The organism is Tenacibaculum sp. 190524A05c (assembly GCF_964036595.1).
Classification (GTDB): Bacteria; Bacteroidota; Bacteroidia; order Flavobacteriales; family Flavobacteriaceae; genus Polaribacter; species Polaribacter platacis.
The window spans coordinates 2,267,018-2,288,224 of the sequence record NZ_OZ038523.1; the positions used below are offsets into that span (position 1 = coordinate 2,267,018).

General features: G+C 31.6%; 20 protein-coding genes. 9 read left to right on the forward strand and 11 right to left on the reverse strand.

Annotation, left to right across the window (positions count from 1 at the left end):
• Positions 1 to 21 precede the first annotated feature (21 nt).
• The 4 genes from accC to ABNT61_RS09920 all read left to right on the forward strand — a co-directional run bounded on the left by accC (position 22) and on the right by ABNT61_RS09920 (position 3,646).
• A complete protein-coding gene (accC, locus tag ABNT61_RS09905) occupies positions 22 to 1,359 on the forward strand; it encodes an acetyl-CoA carboxylase biotin carboxylase subunit (protein ID WP_100923361.1) in 1,338 nt (445 codons plus the stop codon).
• Between the two features lie 70 nt (positions 1,360 to 1,429).
• The gene (locus ABNT61_RS09910; RefSeq protein WP_348743081.1) at positions 1,430 to 2,671 is read left to right on the forward strand and encodes a 3-deoxy-D-manno-octulosonic acid transferase; all 1,242 of its coding nucleotides are present in this window, start codon (positions 1,430 to 1,432) and stop codon (positions 2,669 to 2,671) included.
• Complete coding sequence (locus ABNT61_RS09915) at positions 2,671 to 3,231, forward strand: YeeE/YedE family protein (RefSeq protein WP_348745677.1); 561 nt, start codon at positions 2,671 to 2,673, stop codon at positions 3,229 to 3,231. The genes ABNT61_RS09910 and ABNT61_RS09915 overlap by 1 nt, the downstream gene beginning before the upstream one ends.
• A 1-nt stretch (position 3,232) precedes the next feature.
• Positions 3,233 to 3,646: a DUF6691 family protein gene (locus tag ABNT61_RS09920; protein WP_348743082.1), complete on the forward strand. Its 414-nt coding sequence runs from the start codon at positions 3,233 to 3,235 to the stop codon at positions 3,644 to 3,646.
• Positions 3,647 to 3,692: 46 nt separating this feature from the next.
• On the opposite strand, the gene ABNT61_RS09925 is transcribed toward ABNT61_RS09920, so the two are convergent.
• The 4 genes from ABNT61_RS09925 to ABNT61_RS09940 all read right to left on the reverse strand — a co-directional run bounded on the left by ABNT61_RS09925 (position 3,693) and on the right by ABNT61_RS09940 (position 7,135).
• Positions 3,693 to 4,994, reverse strand: coding sequence for a hypothetical protein (locus ABNT61_RS09925; RefSeq protein ID WP_348743083.1), 1,302 nt, complete (start codon positions 4,992 to 4,994; stop codon positions 3,693 to 3,695).
• Positions 4,995 to 5,062: 68 nt separating this feature from the next.
• Entirely contained in the window at positions 5,063 to 5,884 is an 822-nt protein-coding gene (locus tag ABNT61_RS09930; protein WP_348743084.1) for a helix-turn-helix domain-containing protein, read from the reverse strand.
• A gap of 14 nt (positions 5,885 to 5,898) precedes the next feature.
• The gene (locus ABNT61_RS09935; protein WP_348743085.1) at positions 5,899 to 6,504 is read right to left on the reverse strand and encodes a DUF4230 domain-containing protein; all 606 of its coding nucleotides are present in this window, start codon (positions 6,502 to 6,504) and stop codon (positions 5,899 to 5,901) included.
• 46 nt (positions 6,505 to 6,550) lie between these two features.
• Entirely contained in the window at positions 6,551 to 7,135 is a 585-nt protein-coding gene (locus tag ABNT61_RS09940; RefSeq protein WP_348712912.1) for a lipoprotein signal peptidase, read from the reverse strand.
• A 173-nt stretch (positions 7,136 to 7,308) separates the two neighbouring features.
• Here ABNT61_RS09940 and ABNT61_RS09945 point away from each other — a divergent pair, with 173 nt between their 5' ends.
• On the forward strand, positions 7,309 to 7,530 hold the full coding sequence (locus ABNT61_RS09945; protein WP_348742194.1) for a hypothetical protein: 222 nt from the start codon (positions 7,309 to 7,311) through the stop codon (positions 7,528 to 7,530).
• A gap of 23 nt (positions 7,531 to 7,553) precedes the next feature.
• Here ABNT61_RS09945 and ABNT61_RS09950 read toward each other — a convergent pair whose 3' ends face one another.
• Positions 7,554 to 8,270 carry a LytTR family DNA-binding domain-containing protein gene (locus ABNT61_RS09950; protein ID WP_348712914.1) on the reverse strand — a complete coding sequence of 239 codons (717 nt, stop codon included), beginning with the start codon at positions 8,268 to 8,270 and terminating at the stop codon, positions 7,554 to 7,556.
• 1 nt (position 8,271) lies between these two features.
• Positions 8,272 to 9,249: a sensor histidine kinase gene (locus ABNT61_RS09955; RefSeq protein WP_348743086.1), complete on the reverse strand. Its 978-nt coding sequence runs from the start codon at positions 9,247 to 9,249 to the stop codon at positions 8,272 to 8,274.
• 220 nt (positions 9,250 to 9,469) lie between these two features.
• Between ABNT61_RS09955 and ABNT61_RS09960 the strand changes: the two genes are divergently transcribed.
• From ABNT61_RS09960 to ABNT61_RS09975, 4 genes are read left to right on the forward strand one after another with little or no spacing between them, the layout of a single operon-like run.
• Complete coding sequence (locus ABNT61_RS09960; protein WP_348712916.1) at positions 9,470 to 9,673, forward strand: hypothetical protein; 204 nt, start codon at positions 9,470 to 9,472, stop codon at positions 9,671 to 9,673.
• A gap of 6 nt (positions 9,674 to 9,679) precedes the next feature.
• Positions 9,680 to 10,543: an ABC transporter ATP-binding protein gene (locus ABNT61_RS09965; RefSeq protein ID WP_348724041.1), complete on the forward strand. Its 864-nt coding sequence runs from the start codon at positions 9,680 to 9,682 to the stop codon at positions 10,541 to 10,543.
• A 2-nt stretch (positions 10,544 to 10,545) separates the two neighbouring features.
• The gene (locus ABNT61_RS09970; protein WP_348712918.1) at positions 10,546 to 10,668 is read left to right on the forward strand and encodes a hypothetical protein; all 123 of its coding nucleotides are present in this window, start codon (positions 10,546 to 10,548) and stop codon (positions 10,666 to 10,668) included.
• A gap of 11 nt (positions 10,669 to 10,679) precedes the next feature.
• Positions 10,680 to 12,227, forward strand: coding sequence for an ABC transporter permease (locus ABNT61_RS09975; protein ID WP_348743087.1), 1,548 nt, complete (start codon positions 10,680 to 10,682; stop codon positions 12,225 to 12,227).
• Between the two features lie 89 nt (positions 12,228 to 12,316).
• On the opposite strand, the gene ABNT61_RS09980 is transcribed toward ABNT61_RS09975, so the two are convergent.
• The 5 genes from ABNT61_RS09980 to ABNT61_RS10000 all read right to left on the reverse strand — a co-directional run bounded on the left by ABNT61_RS09980 (position 12,317) and on the right by ABNT61_RS10000 (position 21,207).
• The gene (locus ABNT61_RS09980) at positions 12,317 to 14,206 is read right to left on the reverse strand and encodes a peptidase M61 (protein ID WP_348743088.1); all 1,890 of its coding nucleotides are present in this window, start codon (positions 14,204 to 14,206) and stop codon (positions 12,317 to 12,319) included.
• Between the two features lie 178 nt (positions 14,207 to 14,384).
• Positions 14,385 to 14,765, reverse strand: a complete 381-nt coding sequence (locus tag ABNT61_RS09985; protein ID WP_348712921.1) for a TraR/DksA family transcriptional regulator — start codon at positions 14,763 to 14,765, stop codon at positions 14,385 to 14,387.
• A gap of 4 nt (positions 14,766 to 14,769) precedes the next feature.
• Positions 14,770 to 18,177, reverse strand: coding sequence for an isoleucine--tRNA ligase (gene ileS, locus ABNT61_RS09990; RefSeq protein ID WP_348743089.1), 3,408 nt, complete (start codon positions 18,175 to 18,177; stop codon positions 14,770 to 14,772).
• A 117-nt stretch (positions 18,178 to 18,294) separates the two neighbouring features.
• Positions 18,295 to 20,259, reverse strand: a complete 1,965-nt coding sequence (locus ABNT61_RS09995; RefSeq protein ID WP_348743090.1) for an OmpA family protein — start codon at positions 20,257 to 20,259, stop codon at positions 18,295 to 18,297.
• Between the two features lie 9 nt (positions 20,260 to 20,268).
• Positions 20,269 to 21,207, reverse strand: coding sequence for a type IX secretion system membrane protein PorP/SprF (locus ABNT61_RS10000; protein WP_348709475.1), 939 nt, complete (start codon positions 21,205 to 21,207; stop codon positions 20,269 to 20,271).

Sequence of the window (21,207 nt, forward strand, 5' to 3'; positions counted from 1 at the left end):
AGTTTAAAAAACTTATCAATTATGTTTAAAAAGATATTAATTGCCAATAGAGGTGAGATTGCACTACGTGTAATTCGTACCTGTAAAGAAATGGGCATCAAAACCGTAGCGGTATACTCTAAAGCAGATGCTGAGAGTTTACACGTAAGGTTTGCTGATGAAGCTGTATGTATTGGTCCTGCTCCAAGTAATGAGTCTTACTTAAAAATGGACAGAATTATTGCTGCTGCTGAAATCACAAATGCTGATGCTATTCACCCTGGATATGGTTTCCTTTCTGAAAATGCAAAATTTTCTAAATTATGTGAGGAGCACGATATTAAATTTATCGGGGCGAGTGAAGAAATGATCTCTAAAATGGGAGATAAAGCAACTGCAAAAGCAACAATGATTGCTGCAGGTGTACCATGTATTCCTGGATCTGAAGGGATTTTAGACTCTTACGAAGAAGCTGAAAAAATCGCTGTAGATATGGGATTCCCTGTAATGCTTAAAGCAACTGCCGGTGGTGGTGGTAAAGGGATGCGTGCCGTTTGGAATAAAGAAGATTTAAAGCCAGCTTGGGATTCTGCTCGTATGGAAGCAAAAGCTTCTTTTGGAAACGACGGAATGTACATGGAAAAATTAATTGAAGAGCCAAGACACATTGAAATTCAAATTGTTGGTGATTCATTTGGTAAGGCGTGTCACTTATCTGAAAGAGATTGTTCTGTTCAGCGTCGTCACCAAAAATTAACAGAAGAAACTCCTTCTCCATTCATGACTGATGAATTAAGACATGCAATGGGAGAAGCTGCAGTAAAAGCTGCGGAATATATTAAGTACGAAGGTGCTGGAACGGTAGAATTTTTAGTTGATAAACACCGTAACTTCTACTTCATGGAAATGAACACTCGTATCCAGGTAGAGCACCCAATTACTGAAGAAGTAGTTGACTATGACTTAATCCGTGAGCAAATATTAGTAGCTGCTGGAGTGCCAATTTCTGGTAAAAACTATACTCCTCAATTACACTCAATTGAATGTAGAATTAACGCGGAAGATCCACATAAGAACTTTAGACCTTCTCCAGGTAAGATTACTTCTTACCATGAGCCAGGTGGTCATGGAGTTCGTATTGATACGCATTCTTATGCTGGATATACAATTCCACCAAACTATGATTCAATGATCGCTAAATTAATTGTTACTGCACAAACACGTGAAGAAGCAATTAATAAAATGAAGCGTGCTTTAGATGAGTATATCATTGAAGGAATTAAAACAACAATTCCTTTCCATAGACAATTAATGGATCATCCTGATTATGTAGCTGGTAATTACACTACAAAATTTATGGAAGACTTCGAGATAAAATAAATTCTTAGTACATATAGTTAAAAATCAGTGACCACGTGGTCACTGATTTTTTATTTGGTAATTTCGTCACATGCTTTTTATTTATAATTTAATAATTCATATCGTTTATTTTTTCATCAAAATAATAGCCCTATTTAACGCTAAGCTCAAATTATTTGTAGATGGTAGAAAAGAAACGTTTCGTGCCTTAGAAAGCATTAAAACAAATGATAAAGTATTTTGGATTCATGCTGCCTCTTTAGGCGAATTTGAACAAGCACGACCAATTATTGAACAACTAAAAAGTCTCTATTCCGACTATAAAATTGTAGTTACCTTCTTCTCTCCTTCTGGATATGAAATTCGTAAAAACTATGATTTAGCTGATGTTGTGTGTTATCTACCTTTTGATACATCAAAAAATGTAAAACGTTTTATTAAGCAAGTACATCCTGATTTAGCAATTATAGTCAAGTATGAGTTTTGGCCGAATCTATTAAATGAACTTCGTAAAACTAAGACTAAAACCATTTTAGTTTCTGGAATATTTAGAAAAGATCAATTGTTTTTTAAATCTTACGGAAAGTGGATGCGCAATTTCTTGTCTGCCTTCAATCACTTCTTTGTTCAGAATAAGAGCTCAAAAGAATTACTTCATCAAGTTAACTTCAACAACGTTACTGTTTCTGGTGATACACGTTTTGATAGAGTTCATAAAATTTTAAATCAAGATAACACCATAGATTTCATTGAAGACTTTAAAAGCAATACTTATACGGTTATTGCAGGAAGTACATGGAAAGAAGATGAAGATTTGCTAGTAAATTATATCAATGAAGTTGCCACAGATGAAGAAAAGTTTATCATTGCTCCTCATAAAATAAACTCAGAAAGTATTGAATCTCTTAGGAAATCAATACTCAAAAAAACAATATTATATTCTGAACGAAATAACGTTGATCTAAAAGATTATCAAGTCTTTATTGTTGATACCATCGGTTTATTGACTAAAATTTACGCTTATGCCAACGCCGCATATGTTGGAGGTGGTTTGGCAACGGGTTTACATAATATTTTGGAACCTGCTACTTTTGGTGTTCCTGTAATTTTCGGAGGGAACAAGTATCAAAAATTTAATGAGGCTATCGAACTTCTAGAATTAGGAGGAAGTAAAACTATTATCAATCAAAAAGATTTAAACAGTATTTTAGTCAGCCTGAAAAAAGACATAACATTAAGAATAGCTATGGGAGAAAACTGCAAAAAATATATTAGTAATAATATTGGCGCAACTCCTACTATTCTGGAATACATAAAACAACAACTACAATGATGGACATACTTTTTCAACCTTGGCCTTGGTTTGTATCCGGTCCTTTAATATCATTAGTACTCTTTCTGTTTTTTTATTTTGGAAAAAACTTCGGTGTTTCTAGTAATTTGGAAACTATATGCACTATAGCTGGTGTGAATAAAATCTCTGATTATTTTAAAACTGACTGGAAATCTCGTGATTGGTCTCTAGTATTTTTACTAGGCTTAGTTATTGGTGGAGCAATTAGTCAATTATTTTTGACTCCACATGGTTTGGATACAATTAATCCAGAAACTATTGACGATTTACAACAATTAGGTTTTTCAGTTCAAGCGAATTCATACGTTCCAAAAGAGCTTTTTAGTTCAGATGCTATTCTGAGTATAAAAGGATTTGCTATCTTATTAATCGCAGGTATTTTAATTGGTTTTGGAACTCGTTATGCTGGAGGTTGTACATCAGGACATGCTATTACAGGTTTGAGTAGCTTACAACTGCCTTCTTTAATTGCTGTAATTGGTTTTTTTATAGGTGGTTTAACAATGGTTTGGTTCATATTCCCTTTAATTTTTGGCTAAGATGAAATATTTGAGATTTTTACTTATTGGAATTTTATTTGGAATTATATTATCTAAATCAGAAGCAATCTCTTGGTATAGAATATATGAAATGTTCAAGTTTCAATCTTTCCATATGTACGGAATCATTGGTACTGCAGTTTTCAGTTCGATGCTACTGATGTTTCTGTTTAAACGTAAATACATTAAAGATTATCTTGGAAATGAGATCATCCCAAAGAAAAAAAGAAAAGGTTTCATAAGAACATTATTAGGAGGAACAATTTTTGGTTTAGGCTGGGCTTTAGCAGGATGTTGTCCCGCTCCAATCTTTGTTTTAATAGGTAATGGTGTTTTCTCTATTTTGATTGTTCTTTTGGGAGCTTTATTAGGAGCTCTAATCTATGGTGTATTAAGTACTAAATTGCCCAATTAAAAAAAGCCAGACAAAACTGGCTTAATTTATTAAAATCTGGTTGGACTTATTTAGTTGTAATATCTATTAAAAAAGGTAAAAATTCCCCTCCTCTTTTACTTCTAAATCTCTTCACCTCCATTTGATATCTCTTATTGGGCTTTAAATCTACTTCAAATGAAACAGATTTACTATCTTCAGAAAACCCAATAAATTTGGTAATATACAATACATGATTTTCACCTAATGGGCCATAATCAAATCCTCTAAACCTTGTATCCATTTCTTCCGAAAACTCAAGCTTTACTAAATGTTTTCCGGGTTTAACAGAAGTACTTAAATTTTCAAATGAGGATATATTAATAATTCTTGGTCTATTTTCCTCGTATGCCTTTTGTAATTCTTTCATTGGTTTATCAAAGAATTTTACCCTATCTACGAATTTTATTATTTCATTATCGTTTGAATATTGTAACTCTATCAATTCCTTAATAGCATCTTTCTTACCTCCTTCATAGTTCTCATAAAACTTTTTAGCTATGGCATATCCAACAAAGTATCCTAAATCTCTTTGGTTATCGAACATATTCTCCATACTATTCCATAACCAAAATGAATATTCTTTGCCAAACATTTCGTTTTGAAATCTATCTTTTATAATTTCCTCATTATTCATTCCATAGCTGATACATGCATTTGGGCTTTCAATTCCCGTGCTAACCTTTGCTGTAAATTCAGCCACTCCTTCGTATACACAAGCCGATAATAAGTTTGAACCTATAAATGATTCTTGCTGAGTATGAACAAATTCATGAACTGCAGTAAATTCAATATCATCTATTGGATTTGTACTTGCATAATTTTTAACGTGGTTTGTTTTAAACTCTGAAGTATTAATATTTTCATCTAAAAACAACATTTCCGAACCATATAAAACTAAACTATCAATAACAGTTCCGTTGGTTCTAAATCCTCCCATCGTATAGTACACTTTGGCTGGTTTTGGAGTATGATAAATACTCTTTAATTTACGTAAAGCATCACTAATTTTACCTTTATAGGATTTACATTTTATTGTATTTTCTCTAACTGATTTCCAAAACTTAGGATATGTATTAATATTATGGATATACTCTTCAGGTGAATAGTTTCTAACTTGAAACATCGTTTGTTGACCAATTGAAGCTTTATCTATAAATTCTTCTTTCAAATATTTTAGTTGAAGTACAGAGTCTTTAGTTGTAATTATCTTATCAAATGCATTCCAATAATTCTCAACATCTTCTGTAAAAATAATTTGCTCTTTTTTTTCTCCTTTGCACCCCAAGAAAACCAAGCTAATTAATGTAATTAAAATTCTATTTTTCATTGTTTTTTTCATTTAGTTTTCACAAAACTATTCCGAATTGTATTTTAGAAATTGTAAAAAAATTACCCTTATAAATACACCCAATTAATTCCCTTATTATCAAGGCTTAATTTTTTAAAAAAATCTTTTGGAGTATAGCCTGTGAGTGATTTGAAATCTTTAATCATATGTGCCTGATCAAAAAAACTATTAGAATAACAAAGGTCTGTTAAGGAATATAACCCTTTTTGATTCGATCCAAATTCATCCAAAGTTCTTTTAAATCTCGCTACTTTTTTAAACTCATTTGGAGTTCTTTTTAAATACTGTTTACAGTGTTTGATAAAAGTTTTAGAGCTTATTCCAAACATATCTGTATAGTGACTATTTGAATATTCAACTCCATTGAGAACGTCGCTAGCAAATTGATGCAAAAATGGATGCTTAAAATCTTTGTTTATAGACAACAAATAAGACTCTAATCGACTCGTAATACTTTCGTAATTTTCCTCTTTAAGAATAGAAGACATAAGATTTTTGTCAAAGTCTATCAACTTATAAGAAACTCCATTCTTATCAATCGTAGAGAAATTGTCGAAAAAGGAATAAACACCTAATGGTTTAAAAGCGATAGTGATTTCTTTACAAATTCCATCATAATTAATTAGAATAGGATTTTTATATCTGAAAATAACATCACCTATAATTTCTTGACTTTTCGAAGGAGTAACACTTATTTTAGCTTGTTGATAGTCGATTTCTACTCCAGAACTAAAAGAAACCATATTATACTGGTTTGGAAACGTAAGATAAGACGTTACCTTGTCTTTTTGGGTTTCTTCTAAAATATAATAGAAATAAATATGCTTTTGAAGTAGCTTACTGCTTGGAGTAATTACCTTGATATTCACTTTATCTTTCTCTTTTAATCTTTAATCAGCATTATTTTATCCAGATCGATTGAATTGGTATTATCAACTACTTTCCATTGATAGATTTTAGACAATTGATAAATCTTAGACAATTCTTCAAATAAGCGGATTTTAGCTTCTTTTTTCTGATTCGTCAACTCAATGGTTTCTTTTATTCTATCAATAGCTTTAGTGTTAACCGTATTGAGTTCTTGCTTTGAAAATGTATTGAATTGACTTTGTTTTAAATCAAAATACTTTACATCCGGCGAAATTATGACTTCTTCTTTCGGAATTTTATTGATTACAATTTCTCGATTTAAACTATCAATTTGAATATCTAATTGAGATAAATCATAACCCACTTCTACTTTCGCATTTACTGATACGATTGCCTTTTTCTGAAACTGTAAATAATCAAAAAAGTACTTTTTTGTATCTGAAAAACTATACATTTCTGAATAATTCCCTTGAGACACAACAAGTTTACTTAAATTTTTAATTTCATTTACCATTACCTTCACTTCTTCAGTTTGGTACACTGGCTTTTGCCTATCATACCAGAATTTGGCAATTAAAAACCCTAACAAAAAAACAGCAAGATATTTTAAAAAGCGCATGATCTTTTTGTCTGAAAGGTACTAAAAAAAGAAATTGAAAAAAGTATTAGGCTTCTTCTTTCTTTGGAAATGCCTGTTTATGGAAAATAAACAATAGTACTACTCCAATACTAATCCAACTATCTGCTCCGTTGAAAATCGCATTGAAAAAGGTAAAGCTTTCACCTTGATACATTGGAAAGTATAGCATATCTACTACTTTACCAAAGAATAATTCACCGTATGGTTCATCTGAGAAAAGTGTTGCCACTTGTCTTCCTGAAGGAGTATTAAAAATTACACCATAGAAAACCGAGTCGATAATATTACCAATTGCACCAGCTAAAATTAAAGAAATAGCTACCACAACTCCGTTATGCATTTTGCTTTTAATGGTTTCTCTTAACCAATAGATAATTCCACCAACTGCAACAATTCTAAATAAGGTTAAAAATAGTTTCCCTGATTTTCCTCCAAATTCAAATCCCCATGCCATTCCATTGTTCTCAGTGAAATGAATACGAAACCAATCCATTCCTAACACTCTTATTTCCTCACCTAAATAAAAATGAGTTTTTATATATATTTTACTGATTTGATCAATTAAAATTGCTAGTATAACAGTAAGAATTGCAATGGTTTTCTTTGACATTTTTTAGATTTAATAGCGACAAAAATAAGAATATTCTATTGAATTAGAAATGCTTTGGAATTACTGTTGTAAAACTATCATTCGGAAAGAATATTGTTTGACTAAGCAAGTTATTTGATTTTCCTTCTTTATTAATTCTTAGTTTCATTTTAAACCTATAAAAACATAAGAAAATGTTCAAAAACATTAAGAATCTTGAAGGAGTAACTGTGTTAAATAAGCAAAGTTTAAATAGCATTACTGGTAAAGGAAACATTTATTATTGTATTAATTCAAACGGAAATGGAGCCTATACAGATACAGATATTTCAGGAAACGGAATTCATTGCACACCAGTTGCCGAAGTTGCACCAAAAGATAAATCTACACCTGGCAATCCTGGACCATTAGCATAAATACAAAATAACGTAAAATAACGCTATTCCTCTATTTGTTTGATTAATTCTTTACGATACGATTTTCCAACTGGCACTATTTTATCGTTACCTAATCGAACTTGATTACCATCTATAAGTTTTAGATGATTAAAGTTAATAGCAAAAGATTTATGTACTCTTAAAAAGTTATTTGGAAGTTTTGTAAGAAACTCGGTTAACGTTTGAGGTGTCAAAATCATGGTATCTGTATAAATTTTTATATAGTTACCATAAGCCTCAACATAGTAAATTTCATCAAAATTCAACTTGATGATTTTCTTATCGCTTTTAACGAACAACGAATTAGCTTCGTTTTCTTTATTTACGATTATTGGTTGCGTATTACTAACTGGAGTTGTTTTGAGTTTCTGTTGAACTTTAACTATTGCTTGTAAAAATCGTTCTAATGAAAATGGTTTTAATAAGTAATCAGTCACGGCAAGTTCAAAACCTTCTATAGCATATTCCGGATAAGCTGTTGTGATAATAACCTCTGGTTTTTTAGATAATGATTTCAATAAGCTTATTCCCGAGAACTTAGGCATGTTAATATCTAAGAATAGTAAATCTATTTGCTCTTTTTGTAATACTTCCATGACTTCAAAAGCATTCTTGCAGGTAGTTACTAACTCTAAATACGGAATATCTTTAATATAATTCTCTATTATTTGACGTGCAATTGGCTCGTCGTCTGCTATTAAACATCTAATCTTTTCCATATTATATCGAAAGTTTTAAATCAACAGAAAAAACACCATTGGTTTTTCCAATTTTTAAACTATGTGCTTCAGGATAAATTAAATCTAGTCTTTTTTTGACATTGACCAATCCAATTCCACTTTTTCCTTTTTCTAGGTTCTCTCCTTTATCACTATGTATATCAAAAGAATTTTCACATTTGAACACTAATTCAGTTTCGGAAATATGAATATCAATATTTACTGTGCTTTTTTCTCCTTCAGTTGGCGCTAAATGTTTAAATGCATTTTCAACAAACACAATTAATAACATTGGAGCTAATTTCTTATCGTTTAGTATTCCAGAAATTGAAAAGGAAATATCTGCTTGTTCTTCCAATCTCAATTTTTCAAGAGAAATATAATTTTCTAAATAACTCATTTCCTTTTGTAAAGAAACAAAAGACTCTCTTGTTTCATACAAACTGTAGCGTAATAAATCTGATAATTTTAACATCAGATTTGGTAGTTTATCCGACTTTACCACAGATAAACCATACAAATTATTCAATGTATTAAATAGAAAATGAGGATTTAGTTGCCCTTTTAATAATTTCAATTCAGCTTCCTTTACCTCTTGTCTGCGTTTAAAACTATCTCTTGCTATACGAATAGTCATACCAAAAATCATTGCTAATAAAATAAACCCAAACAGGTTTAAAAACATCTTTACATCTAAAGGTTGATTTATGGCTTTACTGATAACATAAACCGGCAATAAAGTAAAAAGCGTTCCACTTAAAATAAAAAGAATAAAAAATATAGTTTTCCTTTTTTGAAAATATGGAAGAACAAAATAATTAGTAATGTAAATAGTAGGTAGTAAAAATAGAATTGCATAAAGAGCTGTTTGAATTCTATTTTCAGATTGAATTCCACCGATTAAAATGATAAACAGAATAAACCATACAAAGATATTTTGTACCAGTTTATTATCTATCAAAGTATCTAATTTAGACATTCCCATATATTTAAAATAGTTACTACAAACTTAATTATTACCTGTAAAAAGGACACTTTTTAATGATGAAAGATATTCTTTTCTATCTGAATGTACTCATTACAATGATAATCGTTCAAATTCCATAAAATCATTTTTGCGACTACGTTCATCATTCTTCTTTTTAAAACCCGAGATTTTAATTGACTTTTGAAGTGTTAATTCTAAAAATCAATTCATTATGCAACTATTTAAAATATTCTTTACAATGTTTTTGTATGCAATGAGTGTTATCTATAATTCGGAAACAAAGCAAGAACAACAACATAATTCTACTATTCAAAAAGCAGTGACTTCAACTGTAGCATTTGATAAAAACATAGAAAATAAGGACAACAATATTTCTTTCAAAAATCTAAAAGATAATTCAACACAATTAAAATAAATAACTATGAGACTCGATATACAAAACGTATCTAAAAAGTACAGTGCAACCAAATACGGATTAAAAAACTTTTCAATTGGTATTGACAAAGGAATATTAGGATTGTTAGGACCAAATGGAGCTGGTAAATCTACTTTATTAAAAATGATTGCTACTGTAAGCAAACCAAGTGACGGCCAAATTATTTTAAACAAAAACAACGTTGTAAAAGATCCTAATTACATGCGTAAACAAATTGGCTTTTTACCTCAGGATTTTGGAGTGTATCCTAACTTAAACGCTTTTGAATTTTTAAAATATATGGCCGCCATGAAAGGTGTTGGTGGAAAGCTTTTAAACTCTAAAATAACTCAACTTTTAGAAGGTTTGAACTTAATGGATGCTGCTCATAAACCTATTGGAAGTTATTCTGGAGGTATGAAACAACGTGTAGGAATTGCTCAAGCTCTATTAAACGATCCAAAAGTGTTGATTTTCGATGAACCAACTGTTGGTTTAGATCCAGAAGAGCGTATGAGGTTTAGAGATCTTATTCATCAATTAGCCAATGATGCCATTGTGATATTGTCTTCACATATTGTTTCAGATATAGATACTGTAGCTGATAAAGTTGCTATTATGAAAAATGGAAATTTACTCGCCTATGGAGATCAAGAAGAATTGATTGATAAGGTAAAAGGAAAAGTATTTGAAACTACAATTGATAAAAATACTTTACACGAGTTTAAGCAAAATCATTTAGTAGTTCATTCTTTACTAAAAGGAAATTCAGCTATCGTTAGATTTATTAGTTCACAAGAAATAAATGGAGCTTTAGCAAAACAACCAACTTTAGAAGACGCTTATTTATACACCACTAAAACATCTTAATCATGAAAACATCGAACAAGAAAACTCTACAAATCATACTTTTTTTAATCATTGCGATTTCCTTATTAACAGCTTTAATTATTTCTTCAGACACCATTCACTTTGGAGTATATAATGCACATTAAATCTTATCATTATGAATATTTTTCCTTTAATAAAATATAGCTATTTACAACGCGTAAGGAATTATAATTTCTTAATTACACTTTGCGCAAGTTTAGCTGTTGCATATACATTTGTACCAGCACCAGATGCTAATTATTCAACAATAAGAATTGCAGATTATGTTGGAGATTATAATTCTGCTTGGTTTGGATATGTTACAGCGATTATGAGTAGTTTATTTTTATCGCTTGTTGGTTTTTATCTGATTAATGGTGGAATTAAAACCGATGTACAAACTAAAGTCGGACAAATTATTGCTACTACAAAAGTCACAAATGCCACGTATTTATTTTCAAAAGTTATAAGTGGGTTTTTGATATTATTGACTATTCTCGGAATAGTACTTATTATGAGTATCGCATTATTTCATTTGTACAATGAGAATTTTCCTTTTGAAATTTTTCAGTTCATTAAACCTTATTTCTTAATTACTATTCCAGCATTATTTTTAATTGCCGTATTAGCCGTTGTTTTTGAAGTCTTTTTTAGAAAGTACACCATACTTCAAAATATTGGTTTTTTCTTCTTATTCTCTTTCTTAATGTTGTCATCAAGAACACATGAAGATAATTTTTCATCTGATATGTTAGGTACTCAAATTGTAATGAATAAAATGGAAAACCAGGTTCGAGAATTAACACAAGGAGATCGTATTAAAGAATTGTCTATTGGATACGTAATTGGGAATAAAAATGCTGCGAAAAAATTTCATTTTAATGGAATGGAATTTCCATACTCATTTATAATTAGCAGAATATTTTGGATTGCTTTAGGAGCATTACTTGTTTTTCTTACTACCGGTTTCTTTCATAGGTTTTCGCTAAAGGAATCTTCTACTCAAAAAGCACCAAAAGTTGCGATTCAAACAGAAATAACAAATAAGGAAATTCAAATATCAGGATTATCTAAACTAACTACGAATTTCTCTATTCTTCCACTACTTAGAACCGAATTATTATTACTTATTAGAAAAGGAAAAAAATGGCTGTGGTTTATAAATGGTATAGGAATGTTACTCTTGGCATTAGTTCCTTTAGAAATCGCACATCAGTTTGTATTGCCAATTCTTTGGTTTTTCCAAGTAAGTAGAATCTCAGGATTAACTACAAAAGAATTTACAAACAAAGTACACTATTTTGCTTTTGCTTCTTTTAAACCGTTACAAAGATTATTAATTTCTCAACTCTTAGCGAGTATTCTATTACTTCTATTCTTAGCTCTTCCTTTATTGGTAAGATTAATTCTTGCCGCTAATTTTATAGCATTAAGCGCAGTAATTCTTGGAGGGATTTTTATAGTTTTCTTAGCAGCAGTCTTTGGAATAGTAACAAAAGGAAAAAAGTTATTTGAAGTTGTATTTTTTATGATTACGTATACTAATATCAATAAAATTCCTTTTACAGACTATTTCGGAGCCTTAAGTCAAAACAGCTTTTTACCTGTTAAATTATCAATCTGTATTCTTATGCTTGGTGCAATTGTGTATAGCATTCGTAATTATCAATTAAAAACATCTTAATGTTTTAATAGTAGTTCACTTTAATAAAAAATGAGACTAATTTCTTAGTCTCATTTTTTTGATGCTTTATATTTTACCGAACTAAAAGTTTATCCTTTTAACCAAGCATTTAATAAGTCTTTTTGTTTTTGTGAAGCATCTTCTTTTCTTAATAACGATTTTCCAGAAGTATACGCTTGAGTAAGTGCTCCTTTAATAACAACTTCCTTACCATCTCTTTCTAACTTTACTTCTATCTTCTCTCCTGGTTGCCATCTAAATACTCCTTGAAATACAGTATTTGCATTTTGTGGAGATAACTTCACTCCATTAATTTCTTTAATGATATCATTTGGTTTAACACCTTGCTCTGTCCAATAACTATTCTCAGCAACTACATCATTAAAAATAATGTTTCCAGTAGCTAAATCAGGACTTACAATAAACACTCCTTTTCCTTGAATGTAATTAGTTTTTACTTTTCCATTAGCAAAGTCAATTCCAACTTTTTCAAAGAATTTAGTATAATCAATTGGAGTTCCACCTACAACATGTGTATTTAAGAATTCTCCAACAGAAGGATACGTCATTTTTATAATTTCTTCTATTAAAGTGTCATCCGAAAACGGTTTGTCCTTTCCATATTTATTAGATAATTCTTTCATTAAAGATAAAATTCCTCTTTGACCATTACTTTCTTCACGCATTAAAATATCAATACACATTCCAATTAATGCTCCTTTTTGATATACGTTGATGTACTGATCGTGATATTTTTTCTCTAATATGTTTTCACTCATTTTAGTGAAACTCATAGCATCATCCATTCCAGCAGCACGAGTAATTTTATCAATTAACTTTGCAAAAAACTCTTCTTCACTTACTAAATCTTTATTGATTTGGAATAACGTAGCGAAATATTCTGTTACTCCTTCATACATCCATAAATGTTTAGAGAATGTTGGTTGATTATAATCGAAATAATGAACATCTTCTGAATGTACACTTAATGGTGTTACAATATGAAAAAACTCATGAGAAACCACATCAATCATCGATTCTGCTAATTGATCATCTTTCATAAATTCAGGTAAAACTACCACCGTTGAAGTGTGATGTTCTAAAGCTCCAAATCCTTTTGGTGCTGTTTCACCATTTCCGGCTAAGTATAAATAGATATCATATCTTGGAGTACTATTAATACTTCCTAAATATGACTTTTGCGCCTGCATCATTTTCTCCATTACTGCTTTAATTTTCTTTGCAGAATGTTTTTTTGTTGGTGAATACACACTTAATACAATTTTAATATCACCAACTTGGAATTCCTCAACATCTAATTCACCATAAAACATTGGATTATCCGTGATATCAAAATAACGAGGTGCGAAATAACTAGACGTTATAGTTTTACCATCTTCACTAGCTTTTGAGCCTACTTCTTCTAAAGCTGAAGTTCTTAAAAACTTTGACGGAGCTATAACATCTAATTTATATTGATTGCTTTTTAAAGAATCAAAATACCCGATAAAACCATGAAGGTTTAACACATAATTTGTGTCTTCAATATTTGTTCCTGATGGAGAAAATGGAACTTCCTCAGTTCCAATTCCACCAACTTTTTCTTGATCGAATGTATCGTTTACTAAGTAGGTTACCTTATCTAAATTTACAGCATTTGAAATTTCCCAAGTATTTGTATCTACCTTAGTTACTTGTAATGGATTTCCATCATAATCTAACGCTTGAAAAGTATCTATGTATTTACCAAAATCACTTACAGAATAAGTACCCTGAACAACTCTTGGTAATCTATACACTACTTTTTCAGTTCTAAAGCGACCAGGATTAATAGTTACTGGGACTTTATCATTTTCAACTTTTGTTAGGTCTACTATTGTTTCGATAGGAGAATTTGTAGCAAAATCGTTTGTAACAGATTTAGTAGAGTTACAGCCTACCAACAACAATCCAGCAGCAATGGCTGTTAATTTATGCATGTTCATTTCTTATTTAGTTTTAATGGATAATAAGTTGGCGAAAGTTACAAACTGTTACAGTACTATTAGAATATTTAACTGTTTTTCACATTTTAAACTCACATAAACAAGGTATTTGGTATGCTCTAAAATAGGATAGAAATAAAAAAGCTCCTGAAAAGGAGCTTTTATTTTGTCTTTATTGTTTTCTTTTTGCCTCAATACTAAGTGTTGCATGAGGAACTAATTTCAAACGTTCTTTTTGAATAAGTTTACCTGTAACTCTACAAACACCATACGTTTTATTTTCAATACGGATTAATGCGTTTTTAAGGTCTCTAATAAACTTCTCTTGACGAATTGCTAATTGCATATTCGCTTCTTTAGCCATGGTATCAGTACCGTCTTCGAAAGATTTAAATGTAGGTGAAGTATCATCTGTACCATTATCAGCACCATTTTTATATGATGATTTTAATAATTCTAAATCTTCTTCAGCCCTTTCGATTTTCTTTTGAATAATCTCTTTAAACTCTTGTAAGTCCGAGTCTGAATACCTTACTTTAATATCTTCTGCCATACTACTAAGCTTTTTCGATTAACATTCTACTTTTAATGGTATCGAATTCAATTTCTGTACCATTTTCTAATGCTTCCACAAAAACTAACTCGTTAGTTAATGTTTCCGTCTTAATGTAGTTTTCGTTAGCTAAAACAGATTGTTGTAGTTCTTCAAAGTTCAGGAAAGTAAGTTTGATTTTATCTGTTACCTCAAAGCCAGAATCTTTACGGGCATTTTGAATTCTATTTACTAATTCTCTTGCGATTCCTTCTTTTCGTAAATCTTCAGTTATCGTAACATCTAAAGCAACCGTTATTCCATCTGCATTTGCTACAAGCCAACCTTCAATATCTTTTGACGAAATTTCTACATCTTCTGTTCCTAATGTAATACTTTTTCCGTTAATTTCGATAGAAATTTGACCTTCTTTTTCTACAGTATTTATCTGTTCTTGGGTAAAAGACTGAATTTCAGAAGAAACCAATTTCATATCTTTTCCAAATTTTGGACCTAGTGCTTTGAAATTTGGTTTGATTTGTTTCACTAATATACCAGAAGCGTCATCTAATAACTCAATTTCCTTTACGTTAACCTCCGATTTTATTAAAGAAGAAACGGCATTAATCTCTTCTTTTTGAGCATCATCTAATACAGGAATCATAATTTTCTGTAATGGCTGACGAACTTTAATTTTTTCTTTAGCTCTTAATGAAAGTACTAATGAAGAAATAGTTTGTGCGTTTTCCATTTTACGCTCTAATGATTTATCCACCACCGAAGCATCAAATTTTGGAAATTCTGCTAAGTGAACACTTTCAAAAGTTTCCTTACCAGTAGCTGCATTTAAATCTTTATATAAACGATCCATAAAGAATGGTGCAACAGGAGCTCCTAATTTTGCAACAGTTTCCATACATGTATATAATGTTTGGTATGCTGAAATTTTATCTTGAGCATATTCTCCTTTCCAGAAACGTCTTCTACATAAACGAACATACCAGTTACTTAAATGATCTTGTACAAAATCAGAAATTGCTCTTGTAGCTCTTGTAGGTTCATAATCCGCATAGAATTTATCAACCTTATCAACCAATGTATTTAATTCAGATAAAATCCAACGATCAATCTCTGGACGTTCTGCTAATGGAACATTTGCTTCACTGTAATTAAATCCATCAATGTTTGCATATAAACTGAAGAATGAATACGTATTATATAATGTTCCGAAGAACTTACGTTTTACTTCTTCTATACCTGCAATATCAAATTTTAAGTTATCCCAAGGATTTGCATTAGAAATCATATACCAACGCGTAGCATCAGGACCATATTCTGCTAATGTTGTAAACGGATCAACTGCATTTCCTAAACGCTTTGACATTTTTTGTCCGTTTTTATCTAACACTAATCCATTAGATACCACATTTTTATATGCTACAGAATCAAATACCATAGTACCAATTGCATGTAATGTATAGAACCATCCACGAGTTTGGTCTACTCCTTCTGCAATAAAGTTTGCTGGGTAACTCTTTTTATTATCAACTAATTCTTTGTTTTCAAATGGATAGTGCCATTGTGCATATGGCATTGATCCTGAATCGAACCAAACATCAATTAAATCACTTTCACGACGCATAGGTTTTCCTGATGCAGAAACTAAAATGATTTTATCTACAACATTCTTATGAAGATCTACTTTTTCGTAGTTTTCTTCAGACATGTTTCCTACTTCGAAATCAGCAAAAATATCAGCCCCCATAACACCAGCTTCAACCGCTTTTGCTATTTCTCCTTTTAACTCTTCTAAAGATCCGATACAAACTTGCTCAGTTCCGTCTTCTGTTCTCCAAATTGGTAATGGAATTCCCCAGAAACGAGAACGTGATAAATTCCAATCATTAGCATTCTTTAACCAATTTCCAAAACGACCTTCTCCAGTTGATTTTGGTTTCCAGTTAATCGTTTCATTTAAATCGAACATTCTATCCTTAACATCAGTTACTTTGATGAACCAAGAATCTAATGGATAGTATAAAATTGGTTTGTCTGTACGCCAACAGTTTGGATAACTGTGCACATACTTTTCAACCTTAAATGCTTTATTTTCTGTTTTTAATTTAATCGCTAATTCAACATCAACAGATTTTTCTGGAGCTTCACCATCAGTGTAATATTCATTCTTTACATACTTACCAGCGAACTCTTTCAATTCTGGTCTGAATTTACCTTGTAAGTCAACTAAAGGAACAGGATTTCCATTTTCATCTAACACTAACATCGGTGGAATTTCAGGAACAGCTTGCTTCGCCACAAATGCATCATCTGCACCAAATGTTGGAGCTGTATGTACGATTCCTGTACCATCCTCTGTTGTTACGAAATCACCAGAAATTACTCTAAATGCATTTTCTGCGTTTTCATATGGTAGTACATAATCTATTAATTGTTCGTATTTGATTCCAACTAAGTCGGCACCAACAAACTCTTTAACGATGAAATATGGTATTACCTTGTCACCATCTTTATATGATAATAACTCAGACTTATCTTCTACTTGATTGAACTTTTTCCCTGCGAATTGCTTACCAACTAAGTTTTTTGCTAAAACTACATTGATTGGTTTAAACGTATATTGGTTATAGGTTTCAACTAAAACATATTCTATTTTAGGACCAACAGTTAATGCTGTGTTACTTGGTAATGTCCAAGGAGTTGTTGTCCATGCTAAGAAGTGAATATCACCTTCATTTTGTAGAAAATCTGGTAATGTTTCTTCTAAAGCTTTGAACTGAGCAACGACTGTAGTATCTGTTACATCCTGATACGTTCCTGGTTGATTTAATTCGTGCGAACTTAAACCTGTCCCTGCTTTTGGCGAATATGGCTGAATTGTATATCCTTTGTATAATAAATCTTTATCATAAATCTGTTTCAATAACCACCAAACAGATTCCATGTATTTAGATTTGTATGTGATATATGGATCATTCATATCAACCCAATATCCCATTTTATGCGTCAAATTATTCCAAATATCTGTATAACGCATTACTGCTTTTTTACAAGCTTCGTTGTATTCTTCAACAGTAATTTTAGAACCGATATCCTCTTTTGTGATTCCTAATTCTTTTTCAACACCAAGTTCAACTGGTAATCCGTGAGTATCCCAACCTGCTTTACGCTTAACTTGATATCCTTTTTGTGTTTTATAACGACAAAAAATATCTTTAATAGAACGTGCCATAACATGGTGAATTCCTGGTAAACCATTTGCAGATGGTGGACCTTCGAAAAACACAAATGGTTCATTTCCTTCTCGTGTAGTAACACTTTTTTCAAAGATGTTATTTTCCTCCCAATAGTTTAAGATTTCTTCTGCTACTTTTGGTAGGTCTAATCCTTTGTATTCAGTAAAATTCTTACTCATTTTGTCGTTCTATATAGTGAATTTGCGAAATTACATATTTTATTGTAATTGTAAGGGTTAACAAAGCAAAAACGCTTCTAAAAATAGAAGCGTTTTTTTGTTTTATGATATTTCTTGTTATTGATTGCTGGTAGAAACGTTTTTTCCGCCTTTTACAATGTAGAAATATGATCTTCTATTCTTCTGATGTTCTTCCTTTGAACACTTGCTTTGATTCGCATCATCACAGTGGTTTAACAATCTATCTTCTCCATATCCAATCGCACTTTGTATTCGACTGGCTGCAATACCTCTTGAGATGATATAATCTCTTGTTGATTTTGCTCTGTTATCAGATAAGTTTCTGTTGTACGCTTTCGTTCCTCGACTATCAGTATGAGATTCGATCTTAATCACCATATCTGGATTATTGTTCATTACCGTTACAATATGCTCTAACTCATACTCCGCATCTTCTCTAATGTTGTACAAATCAAAATCAAAGAATATCGGATTGATAACAATCTGTGCCGCCTCTGGACTTTCTACAATTAACGATTCTAAAGCTAAATCTGTTTTGATTTCCTTCTTGTTAATGTCCTCTGTAGCTGTTTCCTTTTGATCATTTCGGTAATCATCTTTTGAAGCGCTTACCGTAAAATTGTTCTCACAGTCGATATCTTTAAAAGTATATTTTCCATCTGCCTGTGTTACTTGCTCACTAACTGGTGCTCCACTCTCATCTATTAATCGAACTGTGGCTCCTGAGATCGGTTTACCTGTGTTTACATCGGTTACATATCCTCCAATGTCTTCCTTACATCTATAGATCACAAAACTGTAGATATCATCATCTCCCTTTCCTCCTTTTCTATTGGAAGAAAAGTATCCGTATGATTTATCTTCACTGATCACGAAACTAAAATCGTCTCTCGGACCATTTATTGGGCTTCCTAGATTGACAGGATCAGTGTACTTATTATCTACATATTTGGCTTCAAACACATCTAAAGCTCCTAAACCTAAATGACCATCAGATGCAAAGTACATGGTATTTTCACTATCAATACTTGGAAACATCTCTCTTGCTTCTGTATTTATTGGTGCGCCTAAATTCTTTACTTCTCCGTAACTCCCATCATCTTCTATCGCAACCTTATAGATATCGGTAGCTCCTAGTCCTCCTGACATATCTGATACAAAGTATAGTGTCTTCTCATCTGCACTTAATGCTGGATGTCCGCATGAATATTCATTACTGTTAAATGGTAATTCTCTAACATCATCCCAATTCCCATTATTTAAGGTAGCCTTGTATATCTTTAAGTGAGTTACTCGGTTCTTATCTCCTTCTAACTTATCGTCATTGTAATTATCTCTGGTGAAATACATCGTTTTACCATCTCCTGTAACAATAGCGTTAGATTCATGATAACGCGTATTTAAAGATGGTAACTTCTCAGAAGCACTTACCTGAAGTCCTTTTTCAATATCATTACTCAAATCTGCATCGGCAGTATAGATATTTAAAAACGGTTGCTCGTTCCACTTGTATAACTTCTTATCAAACTTTGAACCTTCTGGTTTAGTAGATGCGAAATACAACTTATCTCCGTAGATAAAACCTCCAAAATCTGAATACTTCGTATTGATCTCTAAGTTCTGAATACTAACATACGTCTTCTTACGATTAGAGTACTTCACAAAGTAATCTGCATTCTTTTCTAAAGCTAAGGCTCTTGAATCTTCTCCCTTTACTTCTTTTAACTTACGAAGCCATGAATCTGATTCATCAACCTTACCATTACTCTTTAAGGCTTGAGCATATCTGAACATATATTCTGGTGATACCTGATCTTTGTATTTCTCAAATAAAATACGGTACCACTTCTCTGCCTCACTTGTATTGGTATTGTAATAATGAGAATCTCCTAGCCTACTAATGACTAGTTCTGACTCATCTCCTTTGTTATAAATAACCTCATATAACTCAGCAGATTTCTTATACGCAAACTCCTTGAAGTAACGATCTGCTGCATAACGCCTTTGTGAAAAAGACGAAAAGCTAATTATTAAAAAATAAATTAGTAATAGTTTCCTCATAATATTAATTTAAAAGAACCTTGGCGATTTAAACACGCGTTCCCTGAATATATCCCAACGTAACATAAGCTCATATGTTCCCGAATTGTAATTGCTATAATTTGACGTAGTCAAATCATATGCAAAACCTATGTTTAAGTTCTTTGTTGCTTGTAACCCTAATAAAGCACTGATGGAGTCGTCCCACCTCCATGCTAATCCTGCAGCAAACTTCTCATTAAATAAAAAGTTAGCCGAAACATCTAATGATAATGGTGCCCCGTTCACCACCTTAACTAATGTAGCTGGCTTGAACTTTAACGTCTCGCTTAAGTCAAATACATAACCCGCGATACCAAAAAAGTGTAAGCGCTCCTCAGCTAAATCTCCGCTCCCAAAACTCGTCGTACCAACTGTATCATCGTAATGATCTGTCCGTAGAAAGTTCGGAATTGCGGCACCAAGATACCAATTTGATTTATAAAAATAAATCCCAGCTCCAATTGTAGGTAAGAACTTACTGATATTACCCTCAAAAATACGCTCTTGCTGAAGAGCCGTTCCTTTACTCCAATCAATTCCTAAATGACGACCTCCTAACTTTAATCCAAAGGCTAAATTACCATCATTACTCGTACGAATTGTATAAGAAACATTGGCATCTAAATAAATCTCACTCGAGGGACCAATCCTATCATTAGTAATACTAATACCTAATCCTACTCCACTATAACCTATCGCAGTATCGTAACTAAATGTTTGTGAATCTGGTGCACCATCTAAACCAACCCATTGTGTTCGGCCTAAGGCAGTAATCACCGTATGATTATTCGATCCAGCGTAAGCAGGGTTAACACTCATCGTGTTATACATATACTGCGTATACTGAGGATCTTGTTGTGAGAATAATACTCCAACCTTAAATAAGATAATGAGTATTAAAAATTTATATGTTACTATGCTATTCAT

Bases quoted from the DNA above. Each gene is read 5' to 3' on its own strand.
- accC (WP_100923361.1), top strand. From the start codon at position 22: ATGTTTAAAAAGATATTAATTGCCAATAGAGGTGAGATTGCACTACGT.
- ABNT61_RS09910 (WP_348743081.1), top strand. From the start codon at position 1,430: ATGCTTTTTATTTATAATTTAATAATTCATATCGTTTATTTTTTCATC.
- ABNT61_RS09915 (WP_348745677.1), top strand. From the start codon at position 2,671: ATGGACATACTTTTTCAACCTTGGCCTTGGTTTGTATCCGGTCCTTTA.
- ABNT61_RS09920 (WP_348743082.1), top strand. From the start codon at position 3,233: ATGAAATATTTGAGATTTTTACTTATTGGAATTTTATTTGGAATTATA.
- ABNT61_RS09925 (WP_348743083.1), bottom strand. From the start codon at position 4,994: ATGAAAAATAGAATTTTAATTACATTAATTAGCTTGGTTTTCTTGGGG.
- ABNT61_RS09935 (WP_348743085.1), bottom strand. From the start codon at position 6,504: ATGCGCTTTTTAAAATATCTTGCTGTTTTTTTGTTAGGGTTTTTAATT.
- ABNT61_RS09940 (WP_348712912.1), bottom strand. From the start codon at position 7,135: ATGTCAAAGAAAACCATTGCAATTCTTACTGTTATACTAGCAATTTTA.
- ABNT61_RS09945 (WP_348742194.1), top strand. From the start codon at position 7,309: ATGTTCAAAAACATTAAGAATCTTGAAGGAGTAACTGTGTTAAATAAG.
- ABNT61_RS09950 (WP_348712914.1), bottom strand. From the start codon at position 8,270: ATGGAAAAGATTAGATGTTTAATAGCAGACGACGAGCCAATTGCACGT.
- ABNT61_RS09955 (WP_348743086.1), bottom strand. From the start codon at position 9,249: ATGTCTAAATTAGATACTTTGATAGATAATAAACTGGTACAAAATATC.
- ABNT61_RS09960 (WP_348712916.1), top strand. From the start codon at position 9,470: ATGCAACTATTTAAAATATTCTTTACAATGTTTTTGTATGCAATGAGT.
- ABNT61_RS09965 (WP_348724041.1), top strand. From the start codon at position 9,680: ATGAGACTCGATATACAAAACGTATCTAAAAAGTACAGTGCAACCAAA.
- ABNT61_RS09970 (WP_348712918.1), top strand. From the start codon at position 10,546: ATGAAAACATCGAACAAGAAAACTCTACAAATCATACTTTTTTTAATC.
- ABNT61_RS09975 (WP_348743087.1), top strand. From the start codon at position 10,680: ATGAATATTTTTCCTTTAATAAAATATAGCTATTTACAACGCGTAAGG.
- ABNT61_RS09980 (WP_348743088.1), bottom strand. From the start codon at position 14,206: ATGCATAAATTAACAGCCATTGCTGCTGGATTGTTGTTGGTAGGCTGT.
- ABNT61_RS09985 (WP_348712921.1), bottom strand. From the start codon at position 14,765: ATGGCAGAAGATATTAAAGTAAGGTATTCAGACTCGGACTTACAAGAG.
- ileS (WP_348743089.1), bottom strand. From the start codon at position 18,177: ATGAGTAAGAATTTTACTGAATACAAAGGATTAGACCTACCAAAAGTA.
- ABNT61_RS09995 (WP_348743090.1), bottom strand. From the start codon at position 20,259: ATGAGGAAACTATTACTAATTTATTTTTTAATAATTAGCTTTTCGTCT.
- ABNT61_RS10000 (WP_348709475.1), bottom strand. From the start codon at position 21,207: ATGAATAGCATAGTAACATATAAATTTTTAATACTCATTATCTTATTT.